The sequence below is a fragment of the Campylobacter sp. MIT 21-1684 genome, assembly GCF_026241315.1.
Classification (GTDB): Bacteria; Campylobacterota; Campylobacteria; order Campylobacterales; family Campylobacteraceae; genus Campylobacter_D.
This window is the reverse complement of sequence record NZ_JAPHNA010000002.1, coordinates 100,992-123,241: the sequence shown is the minus strand read 5'-3', so window position 1 is coordinate 123,241 and position 22,250 is coordinate 100,992. Positions and strand designations below refer to the sequence as shown.

Here is a 22,250-nt window from a genome sequence, read left to right as displayed (position 1 = left end):
TCTAAAAATGCAAGAAATGATAGAAACTTTACTACAATATGGCTATGTCATATTGTTTATTTATTCTTTTGGTGGAGGAATGGTTGGAATTTTAGCTGCGGGAGTGCTTAGTGCGCAAGGAAAATTTGATATTCATTTATGTATATTGCTTGCTTTCATTTCAAATACACTTGGCTCAACTTTACTTTTTATACTTGGAAAATACTACAAAAAAGATTTGATGCCCTATTTTAAAAAACATCGTCGCAAAATTGCCCTTGCCATACTGAAAATAAAACAATATGGCATATTTTTGCTAAGTACTCAAAAATTTATTTATGGCTTAAAAACCTTTATTCCTATTGCAGCCGGTTTTGCAAAATATAATTTTATGAAATTTTGTCTCATTAATACTCTTGCAAGCCTGCTTTGGGCTATACTCTTAGGATATAGTGCTTTTCTTTTCGGAACTCTTATTGAAAAATTTTTTACAAAATTGGGAGATTATTCTTATGGAGCTCCTTTATTTTTGATCTTTTTGCTAGGTGGAATTTGGTTTTATTTGAATAAATTTTCCAAGAAATAATGCAACTTGGACTTGGTTTTATAAAAGAATTTTCTTTCTTTTTCGCTCTATGCCTCATTGTTTTCATTTTCAACTTGAGTTTAGAATACAAGGACTATCTAGCTTTCAAACAAAATAAACATCAACATATAGAAAATGCAAAAGTGTTAGGATTTTGGACAAAAACAAACAAGCAAGGCAAAACATACTGGGTTTTAAAATTTCAAACCAAGAATTTTGATTTTTATACCACAAGCTATAAAGAACCTCAATTAATCAAAAATCAAAGAGTCGCACTTCGAATTCTTACCTCAAATATACATTTTAAAGACTATCTTAGTAAAAGCTTTTACACCCCTTCTTATGACATACGAACATTACAAGAAAACCCGCAAAAAAATGCTCTTATTGAGTACTTTTTAAACCAACATCAAAATGAAAAAATACGTGAATTTTATGGTGCTTTATTTTTTGCCTTGGGCATTTCAAAAGAATTGCGCAATGATGTAAGCCATTATGGAATTTCGCATTTAATTGCCATCAGTGGTTATCACATAGGTTTTCTCTTTGCTTGTATCTTTTTTCTCTTTACTCCAGTGTATAGCTTCTTTCAAAAACATTATTTTCCTTACAGAAATGCAAAGCTTGACTTAACTGTGATAATTTTTTGTCTGCTTTTTGCCTATGCCTCACTCTTAGGATTTACACCTTCTTTTGTACGTTCCTTAGCAATGGCACTTTGGGTATTTTATCTTATAAGCAAAAACATAAAAATTCTTAACTTTCTCACTCTGTTAATGAGTCTTTGCATTTGCATCGCTTTATATCCTCGTTTGCTTTTTAGTTTAGGATTTCTTTTTTCAACAATGGGTGTTTTTTTTATTTTTCTGTATTTACACCATTTTAGAAAATACTTCAACACAACTGCACATATATTCTTTCTTAATATTTGGACTTTTTTTGCTATGACTATCCCTGTATTGCATTTCTTTCCACTACTTTCATACCAACAATTCTTTAGTATTATCATCAATCTTGTATTTGCTGTATTCTATCCTCTTGTTTTATTCTTGCATCTCATACAACAAGGAGGAATTTTTGATTCTTTTTTATTGTACTTTTTTTCTATAAAATTAAAGAGTATAGATTTTTACATTCCACTATGGATATTCTTTCTCTATACAGTATGCTCACTCATTAGCATACGTTTTAGACTTTTGGCTCTTTTTTGTGTATTTGCTAATTGTATTTCTTTTATCTGGCTCTTGCTGTAAATAATACCCTTTAAGCCCAAAAAGATAAATGACCCAAGAAATATAAATCCATAAAAAGAAAAAAAGTATAGTCGAAAAAGAACCATAGATACTAGCATAAGTTTTATTATACACTACATAATACACAAAAAGGTTTTTTCCTATATACCAAATAGCTCCTGATAAGAAAGAAAATAAAATCAACATTTTCACATTGCCTTTTTGGATAGAGCTTGAATAGGAAACAAAAAATAAAGCCCAAATAAGTCCAAAAGGCAAAATATCAAAAAAATTAAAAGGGATACGGTAGTCATCTAAAGTTTGTTGTATAAAACCTGAAATATAGAAACTTAAACCAAATCCTAAAGGAACAAGAGTTAAAAGCGTCCAATAAGAACTAATACTTTGCCAAAGCCCTTTTGTTTCGTTTTTAGTGATACGGTTTATGACAAAATCATAACCTGAAAAAAAAGCCAAAGAAGTAAATGCCATCGCAATTAAACCCATTATACCTAAATTGACACTGTTTTTTAAAAAAGTATCCAAATAAACGCTGATTATATCTTGTTGGGCTGGAATGAGAAAAGTAAAAACGAGTTGTTTTGCTCTTTCATAATACCCTTTAAAGCTTGAAATTTGAGTAAAAACAGAAAAACATACAAATAAAAGAGGTATTAAAGACAAAACAGTATAAAAACTTAAAGCCGCGGCATAGTTCATAATTTCTTTATCTTTAAAAAAAAATATAAACGTCCATATCTTATTTTTTTGCATTTTTATCCTTACAATTTTTCATACATTCTAACAAAGACTCTATTCAATTTTCTTCAGCCCATAACTAAAAACAATAATCTAACTTTCTTTCATTAATATTTGTTAAAATCTCACCATTCACTCTCATAGTTTTGCTTTTATAAAAGGAATTTTTATTGCAAAGATATTGATTCAAACAATAGGAAAAATTATTTTTGAGAGCATTATAAAAACGATAATACAAACAACTTCTTTGCAGATAAAACTTTCTTTAGTCTTGAAATATCGCTAAAGTCCCATCTTAAAGGGATTTAAAATATTATTAGGGTCAAATGCTTTTTTAATGTTTCTCATCAAATTCATCTCAGCTTCAGTAAAAGCAAGCTTCATAAAAGGCGCTTTAGAAAGCCCTATACCGTGCTCACCACTTAAAGTTCCACCAAGCTCAATAGTAAGTTTAAAAATTTCCTCTACTGCCTCATATCCTCTTTGCACAGCCAAAGAATCATTTTTATCTTCAACCATTACATTCGTATGTACATTACCATCTCCCGTATGCCCAAAACAAGGAATTTTAAAACCATATTTTTGTGAAACTTTTTCTATGCCTTCAAGCAAATGTGGAAGTTTAGAACGTGGTACTGTAATATCTTCGTTTAATTTTAAAGTACCATACATAGCTATGCTTTGTGAACAGTTACGTCTTGCAAACCAAATATCAGCCGCTTCTTTCTCATCTTTTGCTTTTTGGAATTTCAAAGCTCCTGCTTCTAAAAAATACTTTTCAAGTTTTTTCAAATCCTCTTCAAGTGCTTCAACAAGATTTCCATCAACATCCACAATCAAAATTGCTCCTGCTTCCACAGGCAAACCTTTATTAAATTTTGCTTCAACAGCTCGTATGCTTAAGTTATCTAAGAATTCCATTGATACAGGATTTACGCCACCTGCAAGACTCTTATATACAGCATACATTGCAGTTTTTACATCAGGAAAAATTCCCATAGCTGTTTTTTTATATTGTGGCAAAGCGATAAGTTTTAAAGTAAGCTCACTCAAGACTGCTAAAGAACCTTCACTTGCTATTAAAATACCTGCCAAGTTATATCCTGCAACATCTTTAATCGTTCTTTTCCCTGCACGAATAATTTCTCCATTTGGCAAAACTGCTCTTAAAGCCATTACATAATCTTTTGTAATTCCATATTTTGCAGCCCTCATTCCTCCAGCATTTTCGCTTACATTGCCACCTAAAGATGAATATTCCATACTTGCAGGATCAGGGGGATAAAAAAGTCCGTGTTTTGCTGCTTCTTTTTGCAAATGTATATTAATTACACCCGGTTGTACTACAGCAACCAAATTTTCTAAATCAATTTCTATAATTTTATTCATATGCTTTTCAAAGCTCAAAATCAAACCGCCATTCACAGCTAAAGCTCCGCCTGTAAAACCAGAACCACAACCGCGTGGGATAATGATAATTTGCTTTTCATTACAAAAACGTAAGATTGCTACTATATCTTCCTCATTGCGTGGAAAAAGTACTCCATCGGGTAAATAATGTTTTTTAGTTGCATCATAGCTGTATGCTCTTTTATGAATTTCATCAAAATAAGCATTTTCATCTCCCAAAAGTTTTTTAAAATAGCTCTGAAATTCGTGCTTCATTGTTGTAACCTATTACGAGCAATTAAAGTTGTGTAGTATTTATAATAATCTGTTACTTCATTAGAATTAAAGTCAAGAAAAAATTTTTTATATCCATCTATTCGCGAATAAAATGGCAAAACAGCACCCGTTGAGAGAGGAATTGAAACTTCATCTAAAACATCAAAATTTTGACAATCTACAAAAAAAGCTTTTGTATCTAAAGCAAAAACAACTATACCAAGTGCATTGTCAGCACAAAATTTCCGAAAATCTGAACGTTTTGGTGCAGAAACAGAAGTTCGAATAAGCTGAGCATTAAAAATATCAACGTGGGTAAAATATATTTGTTTAAAAGCTGAAGTTATATAATGATAACTTTGTTCATTTGGGGCTATCACCAATGCTCTGTCATAAAGAAAATTCAACACCACTTCATCGCCTTGCTTTGGCAAGATATTTGGTACGGGTAAGGCTTTTTGTTCTAAATCGGAAAACACGCTTAATTCAAGTTTAGCACGATTATCTTCTTTTGCAATAACTCGTACTCTTGCGACAATGCTTTTTGAATTCTCAAAACTTTGTACAACAACTCCACTAGAATAAAGCCTAATTTGCGGACTGTCTTGAATGTAAGCATAGATATCATCTACTTCTAAAAGTTGTGTTTTATACACTTGAGAATTAAAATCTGCAAAAACATTCAGTGTAAAAGCAAAAAAAAGTACAACACTTTTTAACAATTAAAACTCCTTCTTTTGGAATAAAATTCTATTATAGTCATTTTTTGTTAAGCAATCGTAAGAAATTTAAAGTACAATAAAGCTTTTATTTTTTTTAAAAAAATGGTGTTGTATGAAAAAACTTCTCTTTCTTTTTCTCTTTGCAATAAAAAGCTTTGCTGTCTTAAGTATGGAAGAGCTTACTTGGAATAGCGGAGATACACTATTACAATTCTTACAAAAAAATTCCATTCCTATGTCACTTTATTACAATTTAGACAAAGAAGATCAAGAACTTGCTTCAGAAATCGCCTCAAAAATAAAATATCAAGTTTTAAAAGATGAAAATAATGATATAGAACAAGTTTTAATCCCTATTAGCGACGATTTACAAATTCACATTTATAAAGACAAAGATTCTCAATATATTCTTACTTTTACCCCAATTTCATATCAAAAAGAAGAAAGAATTCTCAATCTTACTATCAAAAGTTCTGCTTATCAGGATGTCTATAAACAAAGTAAAAGTAGTACACTTGCAAGAGCTATGGTTCGCGCCTTTCGTGAGAGTGTCAATTTTCGTAATATCCAACCCGGAGATACAATTGTACTCTACTATGAACAAAAAAGAAGAATGGGGAAACTTTGGGGCGACATTGCAATAAAAATGGCTATGGTGGAAATCAACAAAAATGCTAAGGAAGTTTTTTCCTACAATGACCTTTTTTATGATAAAAATGGAAAAGAAATTGGACCATTTTTACTTATCAATCCTGTTAATTACACACGAATTTCTTCAGGTTTTAGTACTGCAAGATACCATCCTGTTTTAAAACGTTACCGCGCTCATCTAGGTATAGACTATAGTGCTCCTACTGGAACAGCTGTAAGGAGTGCTGGAGATGGTACTATAGTTTTTGTCGGTTTACAAGGCGGGTATGGTAATGTTGTTAAAGTACAACATAATTCAGGCTATCTTACCCTTTATGCACACTTAAGTCGCTTTGCTAAGATAAAAAAAGGACAAAAAGTAAAACAAGGACAACTTATAGCCTATGTAGGTTCTACAGGAATGAGCACAGGACCTCATTTACATTTTGGCGTGTATTTTAATAATAAAGCTATAAATCCTAACTCTGTTGTAAAAATAGTAAAGTCAGAATTAAGCGGCAAAACAAAAGAAAATTTCAAACAAACCATAGCGCAGTATAAAAAGAAAGTCGCACAAGCTATTGAAACAAATCAGCCAAATCCGCCAAAAGAAGAAGAATTTGAAAATTTTATAGAATTTTAAATCTTTTATCCACTTAAATTAACCTTATCTTTTGCGTTTATAAAAGAATTTAAAAGTGTAATAATCTCTTCTTTTTCTGCTGTACTTATTACCTTAAAATCAGCATTTATAAGCTGGGTAAGCAAAGCTTCGTTGAGCAAATCGCTGTCTGCAAATTCTCTTGCTTTTTGTAGAATTCTTACTACTTTTGGATCTTTTGTTTTATACATTACTTTTCCTTTAAAACTATAACACTTGCAAATCTTTTTGGATTTTTATCCAAACGGTATGAATAGAATTTTTTGTCTTCATAAGTGCAAATTCCTAAATCTGTAATCTTTTGTATGCCTAAATCTTGTGCCTGACTTTTTACTAAAGCTTTTAAATCAAGTCTTTTTTTATTGAGAAATTGTGAAAAATATATCTTTGCAAAATCAAGAATTTCACCGTCTATCTCATAATCCCTACCACAAATTCCAGGCATAATAAAAAGATGAAAACCATCTGTATTGAGATGAGGATTTTTTTCACAAATCGCTTCCACGCAAACACCTAAAATATTCCCAAAAGAGCCTTCTCTTCCAGAATGTAAAGCAGCAATAATACCGCTTTTATGCCATAAAAGTAAAGGCAAACAATCAGCACTTAAAACACAAAGAGCAAGATTTCTATAAGAAGTTATCAAACCATCACAGCTAAAATTTTCAGTGTTATGATTATAAATTTGCACATAATTTGAATGAATTTGATTCATAAAAACACAAGTATCTATAGACTCAAAACCTAAGTGTGCAAAGACATTTTCTTTATGAGCTTTTGCCCTAAAGATATTATAATCCTTATCAAAAGCACAAAAAACGCTTATATCATCATTATCTAATACAGAAATGAAATTCTCTCCACATCGTCCCAAGAAAGCTCCTTTTTCGTTTGATTTTGAGCATAAAGATAACGGGCAAACATATCACTTTCTATATGAATTCTTCTCCCTTTGAGATACTGATTAAAAAGCGTTTCTTTAAAAGTAAGAGGAATAATAGTAAGACGAAAAGAACTTTCAAAAACTTCATTCACAGTCAAACTTACACCATCTATACCTATACTGCCTTTTTTTGCTACAAATTTCATAGCTTCTTTTGGTAAAGAAATGAAAAAGTCAGTACCATTTTCACTCTGACATATCTTTTCTAAGACGCCTATAAAGTCAATATGTCCTTGCATCAAATGTCCATCGATTCTTTGTCCATATCTCAAAGCTGGCTCTATATGTACTCTCTCTTTTAAATTTTCCACAGCCAAAGAAGTACGACTCTCTTTAGAAAGCTCCACTTCAAAACCGCCAACATAGACACGTGTTACAGAAAGACAAGCCCCATTCACAGCTATACTATCTCCTAAATTTGGAATGTATTTTGATTCCAAACTCAAAATATGATTTTCATACTTTCTCACTATGGCAATTTCTTTTATAAGTCCATTAAACATTTTTTGCCTTAAAAAAGTTTGTCTAAAAGCTTTTTAAATTGGTCTGGCTCTTGGAGTTTCATATCTAAAATATTTTGTTCTAGATTTTTTGAATCAGTGCCTAAAATATTTTTTATTGTATTGACTACACTTGAAACATCAAGCTGAATTTTAGGTTTTTGACTTGTACCTTCAATGCGTCCTTTTAAATCAGCCCTATCAAGCTTCATCTCAAAGGGTACATTTAAGACTCCATTGTTAGAATCAAACGAAGCTGAATTCACATCAATAGAAGAACGTTGTGCTTGCATAGTGAGATTAAAATGAATAAGATTTTTTATAATTTTCGCATTTGCTTTTGCTGTATGAAACACATCATTTGTAATATCTTTTAAAGTAAAAAGTCTAAAAGCTTCGGTAATAGCATTCTTTTGCAATCTTCCTTCTTTCATATCCAAAACAACCTCTCCTTGTTCTGTGGCAAGATTATATTGTGCTTTCGCATTTGCTTTACCTTGATACAAATCAATAAAATCAAGACTCTTAGTCAAAGAAGAAAGTTCGACTTCCTGTAAGTCCGCATTTACCATATTGTTTTTTAGAGTAGAAACAAATTTTCCCTCAAAAAGTTTCTCACTTTGAACAAATACATCAAGCCCTTTATTAAAATTAATCTTCCCGTTAAATTGAGCATTTCCACTTAATTTTCTTTCAAATAAAAAACCAAGTTTTGAAAAATCATTAAGTTCTAAAGAAAAATCAGAATGTAAAAGCGTTTTAAAAAGGTCGAATTCCCCTTTCCAATCATTTAATTTTACAAAATTAGTATCCGCAATAACATCAAAATCAATGCTATTGTTTTTAATCAAAGCTTGTGCTTTTAAAGTATATTTTTCATTGCTTGGAAATTTTTTATTCAAAAGAATGCTAAGAGTACTAGCATTAAAGGTGCCTTGAGAATTCAGATTCATTTTTCCATTAAGTTTAGTAAAATTAGTCAAATCGATATTGTCTAAGTCAAATACACCATTTATAGTTCCATTAGCATAATTTGGTAAGGCCACTAAAGCAAAAACTTTTTCAAGTGAAACTCTGTCAAAAACAGCTTGAAGTTTGTTTTCTTTAAGTTTAGCCTGTATCAAACCACCTAAACCTTTGACATTAACATTCAAATTCTTCACAATATTTTTAACAAACTCTAAATTTCCATCAACTACTAAAACGCCATTAAGCTTTGTTTTGGTAAGACTTTGCAATTTTGACATATCAGGAATTTTAAGGATAAAATCTGTTTGCAAAACATTCTCTGTTAAATCATAAAAAGTTTTTTGACTTTGTATATTGAAATACGCATTTTTAATCTCGCTTTTCGCAGAAATGACATTATCTTTTATTGTCGCTAGAATTTCAGATTTTAAATTTGAATTTTGAGGAAGATCTAAGCCAAAAACTTTTTTAATTTCCTTATAATTTATAGAACTCATATCAAGTTTTATTATAGCATTGCCATCAGGTTTAAAATTTTTAGCTTCAATTTTTCCTACTATATCTATCTGCCCTTTAGCATACTGAGGCAAGGCAAGGAGAGTGAAAAGCTTTTCTATTTTTAATGTCCTTACTTGCAAATCAAGACTAATCGGATTAAACTCATAAATTCTAGAATCCAATTGAACATTAGAACCTAAAACAGACCCTTTTCCGGTGAGAACAAAATCTTGAAGTTTTCCAAACACTTGCCCATTCAATTTAATATTTTCATCAAAATTTAAACCTAAATTGTGAGCAGAGTTTTTATTCATAATCACCTTATAATCGATCTCAAAAGCTAAACGAAAAAGACTTAAATTTCCTTCTATATTAAGATTTAACAAATTGGCTAAATCGGCTTTCAAAGACACAGAACCGGGTCGTAAAACAAAATGAGTTATATTGACATCAAGTCCTGCATTTTGCTTGATTCTATCTTTAGCAATATTAGCAACAATACCATTTCCAAAAGCTGTAAAAAGAAAAGTATAACCAACGATTAAAAGTATTGCTAACACTGCCAAAATTCTATAAAAAAATTTTTTCATTTCTATCCTTTAGTCTTTTTTATAAATTAACTTTAGTGAATTTAACTAAAGTTATATAAATATTTTTACTTAAAGTATTGACAAAATTCATTTTTTATAGTACAATTCTGTTACTCAAATGAAGAGTATTATATAAAATTTCAAAAAAACTTAAGGACGGACAAAATGAATTTTCAACCTTTAGGAAAACGCGTTTTAGTGAAACGAGTAGAAGAAACTAAAACAACGGCTTCTGGAATTATTATACCAGATAATGCTAAAGAAAAACCTTTAATAGGCGAAGTAGTTGCTGTAAGTAAAGAAGTTCAAGATATATCAAATGGAAGTAAAATCGTATTTGCTAAATACGGTGGCACAGAGATAAAACTTGAAAATGATGAGTACTTAGTCTTAAATTTAGATGATATTTTAGGAATTTTAAAATAATATTAAGGAGATAATATGGCAAAAGAAATTATTTTTTCAGATGAAGCAAGAAATAAGCTTTATGAAGGCGTTAAAAAACTTAATGATGCAGTAAAAGTAACTATGGGACCAAGAGGCCGTAACGTGCTTATTCAAAAAAGTTTTGGAGCCCCTAGTATTACAAAAGATGGAGTAAGTGTAGCAAAAGAAATTGAACTTAAATGTTCTTTAGAAAATATGGGAGCAGCATTAGTAAGGGAAGTCGCAAGTAAGACAGCAGATCAAGCAGGTGATGGAACTACAACAGCAACCGTTCTAGCTCACGCTATTTTTAAGGAAGGCTTAAGAAATATTACAGCCGGAGCCAATCCTATTGAAGTAAAACGTGGTATGGATAAAGCGTGCGAAGCAATAGTTAGCGAACTTAAAAAGCTTTCTCGAGAAGTAAAAGGAAAAAAAGAAATCGCTCAAGTTGCAACTATTTCAGCAAATTCTGACGAAAAAATTGGCAGTCTTATCGCTGATGCTATGGAAAAAGTAGGCAAAGACGGAGTTATTACCGTTGAAGAAGCAAAATCAATCAATGATGAATTAAATGTAGTTGAAGGTATGCAATTCGATAGAGGATATTTAAGTCCTTATTTTATCACTAATGCAGAAAAAATGCTTGTTGAACTTTCAAACCCTTATATCTTACTTTTCGATAAAAAAATCACTAATTTAAAAGATTTACTCCCTGTATTAGAACAAATTCAAAAAACAGGAAAACCTCTTTTGATTATCGCTGAAGATATTGAAGGGGAAGCTTTGGCAACTTTAGTTGTAAATAAACTTCGAGGAGTTTTAAATATTTCTGCTGTAAAAGCACCGGGTTTTGGAGACAGAAGAAAGGCTATGCTTGAAGATATTGCTATTTTAACAGGAGGAGAAGTCATTTCTGAAGAACTTGGAAGAACTCTTGAAAGTGCTTCTGTTCAGGATTTAGGACAAGCTTCAAGCGTCATAATTGATAAAGACAATACTACCATAGTCAATGGTGCTGGAGAAAAAGCTAATATCGACGCAAGAATTGCTCAAATAAAAGCTCAAATTGCTGAAACTACAAGCGATTATGACAAAGAAAAACTTCAAGAAAGACTTGCAAAACTTAGCGGAGGAGTAGCTCTTATTAAGGTCGGTGCAGCGACAGAAACTGAAATGAAAGAGAAAAAAGATCGCGTTGATGATGCTTTAAGTGCAACAAAAGCAGCTGTTGAAGAAGGTATAGTTATAGGTGGTGGAGCCGCTTTAATCAAAGCTAAAGCTAAAGTCAAGCTTGATTTAAAAGGCGATGAAGCTATAGGTGCAGCTATTGTTGAAAGAGCTCTAAGAGCACCTTTAAGACAAATCGCTGAAAATGCTGGTTTTGATGCTGGCGTTGTTGTAAATACAGTTGAAAACTCCAAAGATGAAAACACAGGTTTTGATGCTGCAAAAGGTGAGTATGTCAATATGCTTGATTCTGGAATCATTGATCCTGTAAAAGTTGAAAGGATAGCCTTGCTTAATGCAGTTTCTGTTGCAAGTATGCTCTTAACTACCGAGGCGACTATCAGCGAAATTAAAGAAGAAAAACCTGCTATGCCTGATATGAATGCTATGGGCGGTATGGGTGGAATGGGCGGTATGATGTAAGCCCTATCAGCAAGAAAAACTTCTTGCTGACTTCTCTTTAGAATACCATAAAAATCTCTCTTCTTAGCTTAAAATACAAAATCCGCACAAAGTATCAAAAATTTCATATAAGGCTTTTAAAGATATATCTCAATGCAAGTTCTCGATTCTAGCAAGAAAATTTTTAACTCTTTCATTGCTTACATTTTCAAAAAAATCTTTTGCCAAATTGTGTTCTATGATTTCTCCTTTATCCATAAACAAAATTCTATCAGCAACAGCTTTGGCGAACTTAAGTTCGTGTGTTACTAAAAGCATTGTCTTATTTTTAATCTTTCTAATTACATCTAAAACTTCGCCTATAAGCTCTACATCAAGTGCAGAAGTTGGTTCATCCAAAAGTATTACATTTGTATTTAAGGCTAAAGCTCTGGCAATGGCTACTCTTTGTTGCTGACCCCCGCTAAGCTCATAAGGATAAGCATTTGCTTTGTGTTCTAAAGCTACACTTCTAAGCTGTTCTAAAGCTATCTCTCTTGCCTGTTTCTTAGCCAATTTTTGCACACTAATCAATGCCTCACTTACATTTTCCACAACGTTTTTATTAATAAAAAGATGGAAATTTTGAAATACCATAGCGCTCTTTCGCCTTAACTGCAATAATTGCTTTTTTGTAAATTGCTTTACATCAAGTTCCACATCATCGATAACAATTTTTCCACTGTCTGGAATTTCAAGCAAATTGATACTTCTTAAAAGCGTACTTTTTCCGGATCCACTTGGTCCTATGATAGCTACTACTTCACCACTTTGTATTGTGAGGTTTATATTATTTAACACCATTTGAGTATTAAAACATTTTGTAAGATTTCTCACTTGTATCATTTTTTTTCCTAAACGACTTTTCGTCTGAATTTTGCAAAATATTTTTCTGTTTTAAAAAAGATTGTTTCTAAAAAAATACATAAAAACCAATACATCAAAGCAGCCATTAGATACACTTCTAAAAATTTTGAACTTCTCCCTGATTCTATATCAGCAAGCCCCATAAGCTCAGTTACGGTAATAATAGACGCAAGGGCTGTATTTTTAACTTGTAGAATAAAAAAATTAAGCAAATTAGGCAAAGTAATCATAAAAGACTGCGGAAGAATAATGCGTATTAAAACTTGACTGCTTGTCATTCCTAAAGAATACGCTGCTTCAATCTGCCCTTTATCAACAGAAAGAAAAGCTGCTCTAAAAATTTCACTCAAATAAGCACAAGCATAACAAGAAAAAATTACTAAAGCATAATATATCGCATCGATTAAAACAAAATCGAATTGCAAATCAAAAGATTGTAAAAATAAAGGAATGCCATAAAAAAACATAAAAAGCTGTACAAGTAAAGGAGTGCCTCTAAAAAAAGAAATATAAATCACAACAAAAGCATTTATTAGAGGAATCTTATACAATCTTATCAAAGCAAAGATAAGAGCAAAAACTCCTCCTATCAAGCAAGAAGAAATTGCAAGAAAAAAAGTCATAGGAATACCCGGAAGTAATTTTATCCCTACGGAAAAAAAATACTCAAAATCAAACATTATTATTTGCTTAAATCAATACCAAAATATTGCAAAGAAAGTTCGCTTATTTTTCCTTCATCGAGAGCTTTGCCCAAAGCCTCATCAATGATTTTAAGCAAATCAACACTGTCTTTTCGTAAAAGAAGATAGACAGGTACTTTTTCAAAATACAGCTCACTAACATTAATACCGATATTTTGAGCCTTTGCATAATCTTGAGCAGCGATTGGATTATTAACAATAGCTGCAATTCTTTTATTTTTAAGATCAGCAACTAAGGTCGGGCTTGTTTTATAATATACGATTTGGGCTTGAAACTGAGGATGGTTTTTGAGATATTCTTCTAAATTTTTTGCGTGATTTGAGCCGACAGTTACACCTATCTTAGCATTTTGAAGTTCATTAATATCTTTTATTTTTCTCTCATCAAGAGTAATGATAGTGCTTATATCGTAAAAATAAGGCTTTGTAGAAAAAAGATATTTTTCTTCTCTTTCTTTTGTCTTTGTAATTTGATTTGCGATAATATCAAATTTTGCAGAATCTAAACCGCTAAAAATAGCATTCCAAGCAACGGGTACAAATTGTACACGAGCATCTTGTATATATGAAGCGATAATTTTCATTACTTCATTATCAAAACCTGTTGCATTCCCTTGCTCATCAATATAAGCAAAAGGTTTGTAAGCATTTTCACTACCAACCCTAAGTTCTTGTCCAAAAAGCACAAGTAAAGATAAAAATAAACCAAATATAATTTTCATTGTTATTCCTTTAATATAATCGTCAAAATATTGTAAAGAGAATTTCTTAATTTGAAATTACTTATATATCAAAGCTGTTAAAATATTCAAAACAAAGGCATAAGTTCATTTGCAATTCTTTCTAATTCCTCTTTCATATTGGCACATTGGATAATCAACAAATCAAGCCCAGCTTCCTCATAGGCTTTGATTCTTTGTGCAACTTGCTTAGGAGTGCCGACTAAATTTGGGCGCAAACCTCTATTTGAAACACTGTATTCTTGTTTAGAAATCTCTACATCAAGTTCAGAATTGCCTGTAAAATTTTGATAGGAATTTTCATAATCTGCATAATTTTTAATTGTTGTGATTCTCTCTAGCTCTTTTAGGGCTTCCTCCTCCGTGTCTCTAATGATAATATAGGTAGCCATTCCAAAACCTTTAAAAGGTACTAATCCAGCCTTTTGTTTTCTTGCTTTCATATCAGCAATTTTCCCTCTGACTTCTTCTACTGTACCTCCGTGCATTAAATATTTATCTGCAAATTCTGCAATAGCACTCCTGCCTTTCTCACTCTCACCACCAGCATAGACTAAAGGCATTGTTGAAGGTTTTGGCTCATTGTAAGAATTCTCAAAATGAAAATATCTTCCTTGATGGTGAAAAGGACTCTTTGACCAAAACCCCCTTAAAACATCAGTATATTCTTTAGTCAGTCCATACCTGTCATCGTGTCCATCAAAGTTTATACCATACTGCCTTGCTTCTTCAGCCCACCAAGCTGAAACCATATTAATACTAAATCGTCCTCCACAAATTTCAGAAATAGTAGCAATTTGTTTTGCAGTCAAAGCAACTTGATGGTACTGAGGACGCAATGCTGCAAGAATTTCTATTTTACTTGTAATCGCTGCTAAGGCATTAGAAATAGCCCACGCATCAAGCGCTGAAGCCTTTTCACCTTTAATGTCATTTAAATAAAGCTCGGGCACTAAAGTCAGCACATATCCTAAACGTTCTGCTTTTAAAGTCAAATCTTTAATATACTCCCAAGAACACTTAGTACTATCATCATCAACATTTCTAAGCCAACTTCCAAAAACAGGAGTCCAATATCCAAATTTCATCATTATCCTTTCACTTTTTTTAATTCATCGCATAAAAATTGCACGATTCGATCAGCAGCTCCACCTTGTTTTACTCTTAAACTCATCTCCACAGCTTTATTGTAATTTGTATTAGTATTAATATCATACACTACAAGCTCATTTTCTTGTGTTTCAATGACCTCAACACCTGCAACTTCGATATTACACTTATATAAAAAATTTTCAAGTTGCTGCACAAAAGGCATTTGAGAGTGTATATCCTCTCTTAGAGTAAATTGACTCGTTATATCACAAGCACCTCCTGCAAGTTTTGGTGTCTTTTTTCTTGTCTCAATCTCACACGATTCAGCAGGGCACAATTCAAAAGAACCATCACTTGTATCGACACGTACAGCGTAAAAAAACTTCCCTCCTATAAATTCAAGTCTTGTAATAAAAGTTTCTTTTGCTTTAATATATTCTTGGAGTAAGGTAATACCGTCAATAGGCATTTCAAATTCATCACTACCAATATATTTTTTAAAATTTTCATATTCATCAAAAAACCTTACCCCTAAACCCTTGCCGCCTTGATTGTGTTTAACAATAAAAGGAGTTTGAAATGTTTTTGCTACTTCAAGCAAATGCGTTTTACCAAAACACGCATAGGTTTTTGGCGTTAAGAATCCTGCGGTATTGAGCGCAAGATACTGTTTGATTTTACTTATTTCAAATTCAAGTACATTTGAACCATTTATCACTCGTCTTTTGTAAGCCTCTAACCATTGTAAAATTGCTCTACCATATTCTTTAGAAAAAGCATTATTACGCGTATGGCAAGATGCACTAAGCCGCGACCAAAACACACCTTGAGGAGGCTCTTTGTCAAGGAAAAAAGCGCCTTCTGTGAGAATAATCTCTTGAAATGGCACTTGAGCGCGTTCAAAAGCCTCTCTAAAAGGTGGAATCCACTCTGGATTCTCGTGGATAATAAAAATACCATTTTGTAATTGATTATACAACATTACTTAGTTCTCCTTTTTTCTGCTCGTATTAACATAATCATTTATAGTGCATTTTGCACCGCCTACCCTGTATTGCGAAGCAAGATGATCATTGCCAAGTCTATCACCTCTACCAAAAAGTTTATGCCGCAAACTTCCTTGAGTGTAAGATTCTTTATACACTCCTCGTTTTTGGAGTTCAGGGACGATAAACTCTACTACATCCTCAAAAGTACCTGGCGTTGTAGCATATGCGAGATTGAATCCATCAGCGTCAGAGTATTGAATAAATTCTTCTAAAATGTCTGCTACTTTTTGCGGACTCCCAACAAATTTTGGTCCTTGACAGCCTATACCTGTAAGTTTGATTAAATCTCTCAAAGTCCAAATTCTCCCATCATCTGTGGTAGAATTACTCAAAGCCTCTACTTGTGCTACTATGGCATTTGACTGAATATTGCTTAGTGGGTCATCAAGCTTATATTTGGCTAAATCTACTCCAAGCCAGCCTGAATTGATAACAAGTGAGCCTTCAACGCTTGCATAAGAAAGTAAATCTTTATATTTGGCTTGAGCAAGATTCTCATTTGAATCGGTGATAATAGTAGCAAGAAGATAAATTTTTGCACTATATGGGTCGCGTCCAGCTTTGATAAGCGCATCACGCACTTGCTTCACAGCAGTTTTAGCATATTCTTTTGTAGGAGGTGCAATGAAAATAGCCTCTGCGTGCGTGGCTGCAAATTTCCTCCCACGAATAGAATTTCCTGCTTGAAAGAGCACAGGGGTGCGTTGAATGCTTGGCTCACACATATGAATGCCGGGTACATCAAAATATTTGCCGTGATGTCCTATGTGGTGTATCTTGTCAGGATTAGCAAAATCACCGCTTTGCTCATCTAATATCACCGCATCATCTTCCCAACTCCCCTCTAAAAGCTTATAAATGACTTCCATATACTCATCAGCTACATCATACCTTTCATCGTGTGGAAGTTCGCTTGAACCTATATTTTTGTTTGCACTTGGGAGATAGCCTGTAACGATATTCCAACCTACGCGTCCTTTGGTAAGATGATCAAGTGTGCTAAGGCGGCGTGCAAAAGGAAAAGGGTGCTCAAAAGGCACACCTGCAGTTACACCAAAACCTAAATGTTGCGTAACTGCTGCGCCAATTACAGCAAGTTGTGTAGGGTCATTCACAGGCACTTGCAAAGCGGTTTTGAGCGCACCTAAGTCATTACCGCCATAAATATCATATATGCCGATGACATCAGCGATAAAAATGGCATCAAATAACCCTTTTTCTGCGATTTTTGCAATATTTTGCCAATACTCAATATCTTTATATCGTAGTGCTTGGTCTTTGGGATAGCGCCACAATCCCGGACTAAGATGAGAAATACAATTCATTTCAAAGGCATTAAAATGGATTTGTCTTCTGCTCATTTTGTATCCTTTTTCTACTCAAATAGCTCTGTATAACTCCATAAAAAAATGGATTATTAGCTACTATAATTTTTATATTTATCATTATTTTTTCCTTTAAATATAACTAAAAATAAAATTCTCTCGCGATAAAACTACGAATTAATAAGAAATTAGAATAAAAATATAGAATAAGATTATTTTTGTGCGCAAAGGCACATATAAGAAGTATGAGTCATAAAAAATGAAAACTTAAAATTAAAGCTTAAAGCTGACATTAACAAAGCCTCCTTTTTATGATTTATTTTATAAAGCAAAAATTTAGCAAATATTTCTTAAAAAAAAGTAAAATGTAAGAACTTACTCCTTAAATGAAAGTTTTTGCAATTTCTTTGCTGTTTGTGTGCCAATTATTTGTTGAAGTTCATCAAAATCTGCCTGATAAATAGCCTCAAAAGTACCGAAGTATGACAGAAGTTTGCGCACTTTTGCTTGTGAAAAACCTTGCTGAAAAAGCCTTGAAGCTTGCAAATCCTGTTTTCTTTTCGTCTCTTGATGAAAACTAAGAGCGAAGCGATGGGCTTCATCGCGTAATCTTTGCAAAAATTGTAATTTTTTATCATCAGTATCGAGGACAAACTTGCCTTTAGAAGAATAAATCAAATCTTTGGCTTTACCTTTTGCACGGTATGCTTTTGAATCAATTTTTTCTTTTGAAATAGCTAAAACATCAACATTAGCTCCTCTATTTTGAAGAATAGACCGTGCCAAATCAAGCAAAGCCTTACCCCCATCAATAAGCCATAAATCAGGTGGTGGTATTGTATTAAAATCTAAAACTCTACGTGTTAGTACTTCACGCATTTGTTCATAGTCATTCTGAAAGCAAAGATGAAATTTTCTATATCTTGACTTTGAAAAAGCATTCCCTTCAAAACAAACCATAGCCCCTACATTAGCTTCACCTTGCAAATGAGAATTATCAAAAATTTCTACACAACAAGGCAAATTTTCAAGCTCAAAATACTTTTGTAATTCTTTTTGTAAAGCGAAAATATGATTTGTACTCTGCTGTTTAAGATATAAAAAAGCGTTTTGGTATGCCAAATCACAAATTCTTCTTTTTTCACCTTTTTTTGGGACTTTTATATGAATTTTTTTTCTGTTTTGTTTGCATAATATATTTTCAAGTAATTTTCTGTCTTCAAAATCCTCATATACATAAATAGTATCTGCAATTAAAGGTATATCACTGCAAGAATGTTCCAAAATAAGTTGTTTATAAATTTCGTTTTTTTCATATTCTATTTTTACTTGAATTATTTTATTGACAACACTAATAATTTTGCCATTTTGTATAATAAAACGTAAAGTGCTTAAAAAATTGTTTTCAGACGCGAGAGCAAAAATTTCAAAATCTTCCAATTTTGCAATATCAATATGGATCTTAACCTGCAAAGCTTTAATAATAGAAATTTGGTTTCGCAATTTGGCTGCTTCTTCATAGTTTTCATTTTCCGAAAGCTGAAACATTTGCTGTTCTAAATTTCTAATTAAAATGCTAGGATTGAGTAGAGCATTTGTAGCTTCAGATACAATTTTAGCATACTCTTCTTTACCAATATATCCAGCACAAGGCGCTTTACAACGAGAAATTTGATAAAAAATACAAGGGTTTTTGCAAGAATTTTTTTGCTTTAAAGGATAGTAAAGATAGAGAGCATTTAAGAGTTCTTTTACTCCTTTAAAAAAGGGTCCAAAGTACTTAATTTTCTTTTTTTTAATAAGCTTTCTTGTACTTTCAAAACGAGGATAATCTTGTGAATAATCCACATAAATATAGGGATAAGTTTTATCATCTCTAAGCAAGATATTATATTTTGGTCGAAGTTGTTTAATAAAAGAATTTTCTAAAATCAATGCATCAGCTTCACTCTCTGTACTGATTATCTCTATATGCGTTGTTTCTTGTATCATTTTTTGAATACGCAAAGAAGTTTTAGAATTAGCTTGCAAGTACGGGCTGAAAGTAAAATATGAACGTATGCGATTTTTAAGATTCTTTGCCTTGCCTACATATAAAAGTCTGCCACTATTTGAAAAGTATTGGTAAATTCCTGGGCTTTCTGGCAGATTTTTGAGTTCATTTTCTAAAGAATATGGCAAAAGAATCTTAGCCATTTTTTATAAGCATCCGCAATTCTTCAAATTTTTTTGCTAAATTTTCATTACGAAAAGGATTTTTAAATTTTCCAAGACTAAGTTCAATAAAAACTTTTTCAGTTTTAGCAACCTCTTGCTTTAAGCTTGTATAACGTTGTGAAAAAATTTTTACTTCTTTAATGCACGAAAATTCACTCAAAGGATAAGCTTGTGCATACTGTTTTAGAAGAAGTTTAATAGAAAATTTGCTATCATCGTGATTGAGTTCTTGATAACCGGTTGTATGAAAAGTCATAATATTGAAAGTTGTATTTGTAATAAAAGCTTTAGCAATGAGACGTCTTTTATCAGGAAGCATTAAACGGATAAAATCTTTACAAAAAAATATATTTTTCAAAGGTTTATAATGAGACTTGCCCATCAATTCATTCAGAATGGAATTAGAATTTTTTATTATAAAATTTCTTTTCATAACTTGATTGTATCATTTTTTTTCTTAATCTTTTTATCAGCCTGCGGCTATAAGGACGATCCTCGATATACGGTTTATGAACAAAATGGTTCTGTAAAAAGCATAAAAGAGTTTCAACAGCTCCAACGTTGGTAAAATATACTCAAAAAATTTCACCAGTGCGATAAGATTTGTTTCATACCCATCAAATCTGCTTCAATTCTCAATCAAACTATAATGTGTTGATAAAAATTAGAAAATCAATTAAAAATTTTTTTCTTTACTTTAGAATGAAAAAATTCTCAAAATATAAATACAAAAATATCGAAGAAAATTAAAAAAACACTTTCTATATGAAATTACAAACTCAATTGAAACTTAATTCAATTCTTAATGAAATTAAGCTAAAATTATGCCTCATTTAATAAAACATTAAAGGTTTCATTACTTATGAAAAAAGCAGATATTGTCATTTTAGATTTTGGAAGTCAATACACCCAACTTATAGCACGAAGACTAAGAGAACAAGGTGTGTATGCTGAAATTTTACCCTTTAATATAGCTTTAATTGACATTAAAGCAAAACAACCAAAAGGTATTATTTTAAGCGGTGGTCCTGCTAGCGTGTATGCAACTGATGCATATTTTTGCGATTTTGGAGTGTTTGAACTTGGCATACCCTTGCTTGGAATTTGCTATGGTATGCAATTAATGGCATACCATTTTAAAACAAGTGTAGCTCCAGCAGCTTATAAAGAATACGGCAAAGCAAGTATTGAACTTACAAAAGAAAGTGCCTTGTTTAAAAATTTACCTCAAAAGCAAGTAGTATGGATGAGTCATTCTGATAAAGTTGAAGATGTACCCGATGGTTTTGAAATTTTAGCTACAAGCGAAAATAGCCCTTATTGTGTTTTTGGCGATGAAAAACGCAAATTTTTTGCCTTACAATTTCATCCTGAAGTGCAACACAGCGAATTTGGAAAAAATATCCTAAAAAATTTTGCTAAATACATTTGTAATTGTGAAAGTGTTTGGAATATGGGCTCTTTTGCAAAATTTCAAGCAGAAAAAATTCGCAAAGAAGTAGGCAAAAACAAAGTACTTTGCGCTGTAAGTGGAGGTGTTGATAGCAGTGTAGTTGCCGCACTCTTAGCAAATGCGATTAAGAATCAACTTGTAGCTGTTTTTGTTGATAATGGGCTTTTACGAGAGAATGAAAAAGAACAGGTTGAATTTATGCTCAAGCATTCTTTAGGCATAGAACTTATTAGTATCGATGCAAGTGAGCTTTTTTTAAGTCGCCTTCAGGGAGTAAAAGATCCTGAACAAAAACGTAAAATTATAGGAAGCACCTTCATAGAAGTTTTTGAACAAGAAGCAAAAAAACATAGTGGCGTACGGTATCTTGCTCAAGGTACACTGTATACGGATATTATTGAGAGTTCTGTTATTGGAGCAGGCAAGACAATTAAAAGCCATCATAATGTAGGTGGTTTGCCTGAAAAAATGAATTTAAAACTTATCGAACCTCTAAAAGAAATTTTTAAAGATGAAGTTCGAGCTTTAGGACTTGAACTTGGGCTTAGCAAAGAGCTTGTTTATAGACACCCTTTTCCCGGACCCGGACTTGCTATACGTATTATGGGTGAAGTGAAAAAACAAAGTCTTGATGTGTTAAGAAAGGCTGATTGCATTTTACAAGAGGAATTAAAAAGTACAGGATGGTATGAAAAAACTTGGCAGGCTTTTTGCGTGCTTTTAAATGTAAAAAGTGTTGGAGTAATGGGAGATAACCGCAGCTATGAAAATGCTGTTTGCATTAGGATTGTCAATGCTAGTGATGGAATGACAGCGGCTTTCACTCATATACCTTATGGTATTTTAGAAAACATCAGCAGACGTATTATTAATGAAGTCAATGGAATTAACCGCGTTGTTTATGATATTTCAAGCAAACCACCTGCAACAATAGAATGGGAATAGTGCTTAGAAGCAAAGCTTTTTTTAAAG

At 32.2% G+C, this 22,250-nt stretch carries 21 protein-coding genes; 6 read left to right on the top strand and 15 right to left on the bottom strand.

All coding sequences use genetic code 11. The features are described 5' to 3' along the window. The first annotated feature begins 7 nt into the window (after positions 1 to 7). Both OQH62_RS01465 and OQH62_RS01460 read left to right on the top strand, forming a co-directional pair. Positions 8 to 565 carry a DedA family protein gene (locus tag OQH62_RS01465; protein WP_266012885.1) on the top strand — a complete coding sequence of 186 codons (558 nt, stop codon included), beginning with the start codon at positions 8 to 10 and terminating at the stop codon, positions 563 to 565. Beyond that, the gene (locus OQH62_RS01460) at positions 565 to 1,818 is read left to right on the top strand and encodes a ComEC/Rec2 family competence protein (RefSeq protein WP_266012882.1); all 1,254 of its coding nucleotides are present in this window, start codon (positions 565 to 567) and stop codon (positions 1,816 to 1,818) included. The genes OQH62_RS01465 and OQH62_RS01460 overlap by 1 nt, the downstream gene beginning before the upstream one ends. On the opposite strand, the gene OQH62_RS01455 is transcribed toward OQH62_RS01460, so the two are convergent. The 3 genes from OQH62_RS01455 to OQH62_RS01445 all read right to left on the bottom strand — a co-directional run bounded on the left by OQH62_RS01455 (position 1,735) and on the right by OQH62_RS01445 (position 4,943). Then, entirely contained in the window at positions 1,735 to 2,571 is an 837-nt protein-coding gene (locus OQH62_RS01455; protein WP_266012879.1) for a YihY/virulence factor BrkB family protein, read from the bottom strand. The two genes, OQH62_RS01460 and OQH62_RS01455, sit on opposite strands and share 84 nt — an antisense overlap. A 267-nt stretch (positions 2,572 to 2,838) precedes the next feature. After that, complete coding sequence (locus OQH62_RS01450) at positions 2,839 to 4,221, bottom strand: FAD-linked oxidase C-terminal domain-containing protein (protein WP_266012876.1); 1,383 nt, start codon at positions 4,219 to 4,221, stop codon at positions 2,839 to 2,841. Further along, positions 4,218 to 4,943, bottom strand: a complete 726-nt coding sequence (locus tag OQH62_RS01445) for a plasminogen-binding N-terminal domain-containing protein (RefSeq protein WP_266012873.1) — start codon at positions 4,941 to 4,943, stop codon at positions 4,218 to 4,220. The genes OQH62_RS01450 and OQH62_RS01445 overlap by 4 nt, the downstream gene beginning before the upstream one ends. Before the next feature lie 112 nt (positions 4,944 to 5,055). On the opposite strand from OQH62_RS01445, the gene OQH62_RS01440 reads away from it, so the two are divergent. Next, positions 5,056 to 6,216 carry a M23 family metallopeptidase gene (locus OQH62_RS01440; RefSeq protein ID WP_266012870.1) on the top strand — a complete coding sequence of 387 codons (1,161 nt, stop codon included), beginning with the start codon at positions 5,056 to 5,058 and terminating at the stop codon, positions 6,214 to 6,216. Positions 6,217 to 6,221: 5 nt separating this feature from the next. On the opposite strand, the gene OQH62_RS01435 is transcribed toward OQH62_RS01440, so the two are convergent. From OQH62_RS01435 to OQH62_RS01420, 4 genes are read right to left on the bottom strand one after another with little or no spacing between them, the layout of a single operon-like run. Beyond that, complete coding sequence (locus OQH62_RS01435; protein WP_266012867.1) at positions 6,222 to 6,425, bottom strand: hypothetical protein; 204 nt, start codon at positions 6,423 to 6,425, stop codon at positions 6,222 to 6,224. Then, positions 6,425 to 7,108: a polyphenol oxidase family protein gene (locus OQH62_RS01430; protein WP_266012864.1), complete on the bottom strand. Its 684-nt coding sequence runs from the start codon at positions 7,106 to 7,108 to the stop codon at positions 6,425 to 6,427. Before OQH62_RS01430 ends, OQH62_RS01435 begins: the two co-directional genes overlap by 1 nt. Further along, the gene (locus tag OQH62_RS01425; RefSeq protein ID WP_266012861.1) at positions 7,072 to 7,680 is read right to left on the bottom strand and encodes a riboflavin synthase; all 609 of its coding nucleotides are present in this window, start codon (positions 7,678 to 7,680) and stop codon (positions 7,072 to 7,074) included. The genes OQH62_RS01430 and OQH62_RS01425 overlap by 37 nt, the downstream gene beginning before the upstream one ends. A gap of 8 nt (positions 7,681 to 7,688) precedes the next feature. Then, on the bottom strand, positions 7,689 to 9,734 hold the full coding sequence (locus tag OQH62_RS01420; RefSeq protein WP_266012858.1) for a hypothetical protein: 2,046 nt from the start codon (positions 9,732 to 9,734) through the stop codon (positions 7,689 to 7,691). A 165-nt stretch (positions 9,735 to 9,899) separates the two neighbouring features. On the opposite strand from OQH62_RS01420, the gene groES reads away from it, so the two are divergent. Then, a complete protein-coding gene (gene groES, locus OQH62_RS01415; protein WP_266012855.1) occupies positions 9,900 to 10,160 on the top strand; it encodes a co-chaperone GroES in 261 nt (86 codons plus the stop codon). A 15-nt stretch (positions 10,161 to 10,175) separates the two neighbouring features. Beyond that, positions 10,176 to 11,813, top strand: coding sequence for a chaperonin GroEL (gene groL / locus OQH62_RS01410; protein ID WP_266012852.1), 1,638 nt, complete (start codon positions 10,176 to 10,178; stop codon positions 11,811 to 11,813). Between the two features lie 129 nt (positions 11,814 to 11,942). Here groL and OQH62_RS01405 read toward each other — a convergent pair whose 3' ends face one another. The 8 genes from OQH62_RS01405 to OQH62_RS01370 all read right to left on the bottom strand — a co-directional run bounded on the left by OQH62_RS01405 (position 11,943) and on the right by OQH62_RS01370 (position 20,258). After that, complete coding sequence (locus OQH62_RS01405; RefSeq protein WP_266012848.1) at positions 11,943 to 12,677, bottom strand: amino acid ABC transporter ATP-binding protein; 735 nt, start codon at positions 12,675 to 12,677, stop codon at positions 11,943 to 11,945. Positions 12,678 to 12,685: 8 nt separating this feature from the next. Then, positions 12,686 to 13,378 (bottom strand): amino acid ABC transporter permease, encoded by a 693-nt coding sequence (locus tag OQH62_RS01400; RefSeq protein WP_266012845.1) that lies wholly within the window; start codon positions 13,376 to 13,378, stop codon positions 12,686 to 12,688. A gap of 2 nt (positions 13,379 to 13,380) precedes the next feature. Next, positions 13,381 to 14,124, bottom strand: coding sequence for a transporter substrate-binding domain-containing protein (locus tag OQH62_RS01395; protein ID WP_266012842.1), 744 nt, complete (start codon positions 14,122 to 14,124; stop codon positions 13,381 to 13,383). 86 nt (positions 14,125 to 14,210) lie between these two features. Then, positions 14,211 to 15,230, bottom strand: coding sequence for an LLM class flavin-dependent oxidoreductase (locus tag OQH62_RS01390; protein WP_266012839.1), 1,020 nt, complete (start codon positions 15,228 to 15,230; stop codon positions 14,211 to 14,213). 2 nt (positions 15,231 to 15,232) lie between these two features. After that, positions 15,233 to 16,216 (bottom strand): ATP-grasp domain-containing protein, encoded by a 984-nt coding sequence (locus OQH62_RS01385; RefSeq protein WP_266012836.1) that lies wholly within the window; start codon positions 16,214 to 16,216, stop codon positions 15,233 to 15,235. Positions 16,217 to 16,219: 3 nt separating this feature from the next. Next, positions 16,220 to 17,644: an LLM class flavin-dependent oxidoreductase gene (locus OQH62_RS01380; protein WP_266012833.1), complete on the bottom strand. Its 1,425-nt coding sequence runs from the start codon at positions 17,642 to 17,644 to the stop codon at positions 16,220 to 16,222. Positions 17,645 to 17,983: 339 nt separating this feature from the next. Next, on the bottom strand, positions 17,984 to 19,804 hold the full coding sequence (gene uvrC / locus OQH62_RS01375) for an excinuclease ABC subunit UvrC (RefSeq protein WP_266012830.1): 1,821 nt from the start codon (positions 19,802 to 19,804) through the stop codon (positions 17,984 to 17,986). Then, a complete protein-coding gene (locus OQH62_RS01370) occupies positions 19,797 to 20,258 on the bottom strand; it encodes a hypothetical protein (RefSeq protein WP_266012827.1) in 462 nt (153 codons plus the stop codon). The genes uvrC and OQH62_RS01370 overlap by 8 nt, the downstream gene beginning before the upstream one ends. A gap of 429 nt (positions 20,259 to 20,687) precedes the next feature. Here OQH62_RS01370 and guaA point away from each other — a divergent pair, with 429 nt between their 5' ends. Beyond that, entirely contained in the window at positions 20,688 to 22,223 is a 1,536-nt protein-coding gene (gene guaA, locus OQH62_RS01365) for a glutamine-hydrolyzing GMP synthase (protein WP_266012824.1), read from the top strand. The last annotated feature ends 27 nt before the right edge of the window (positions 22,224 to 22,250 follow it).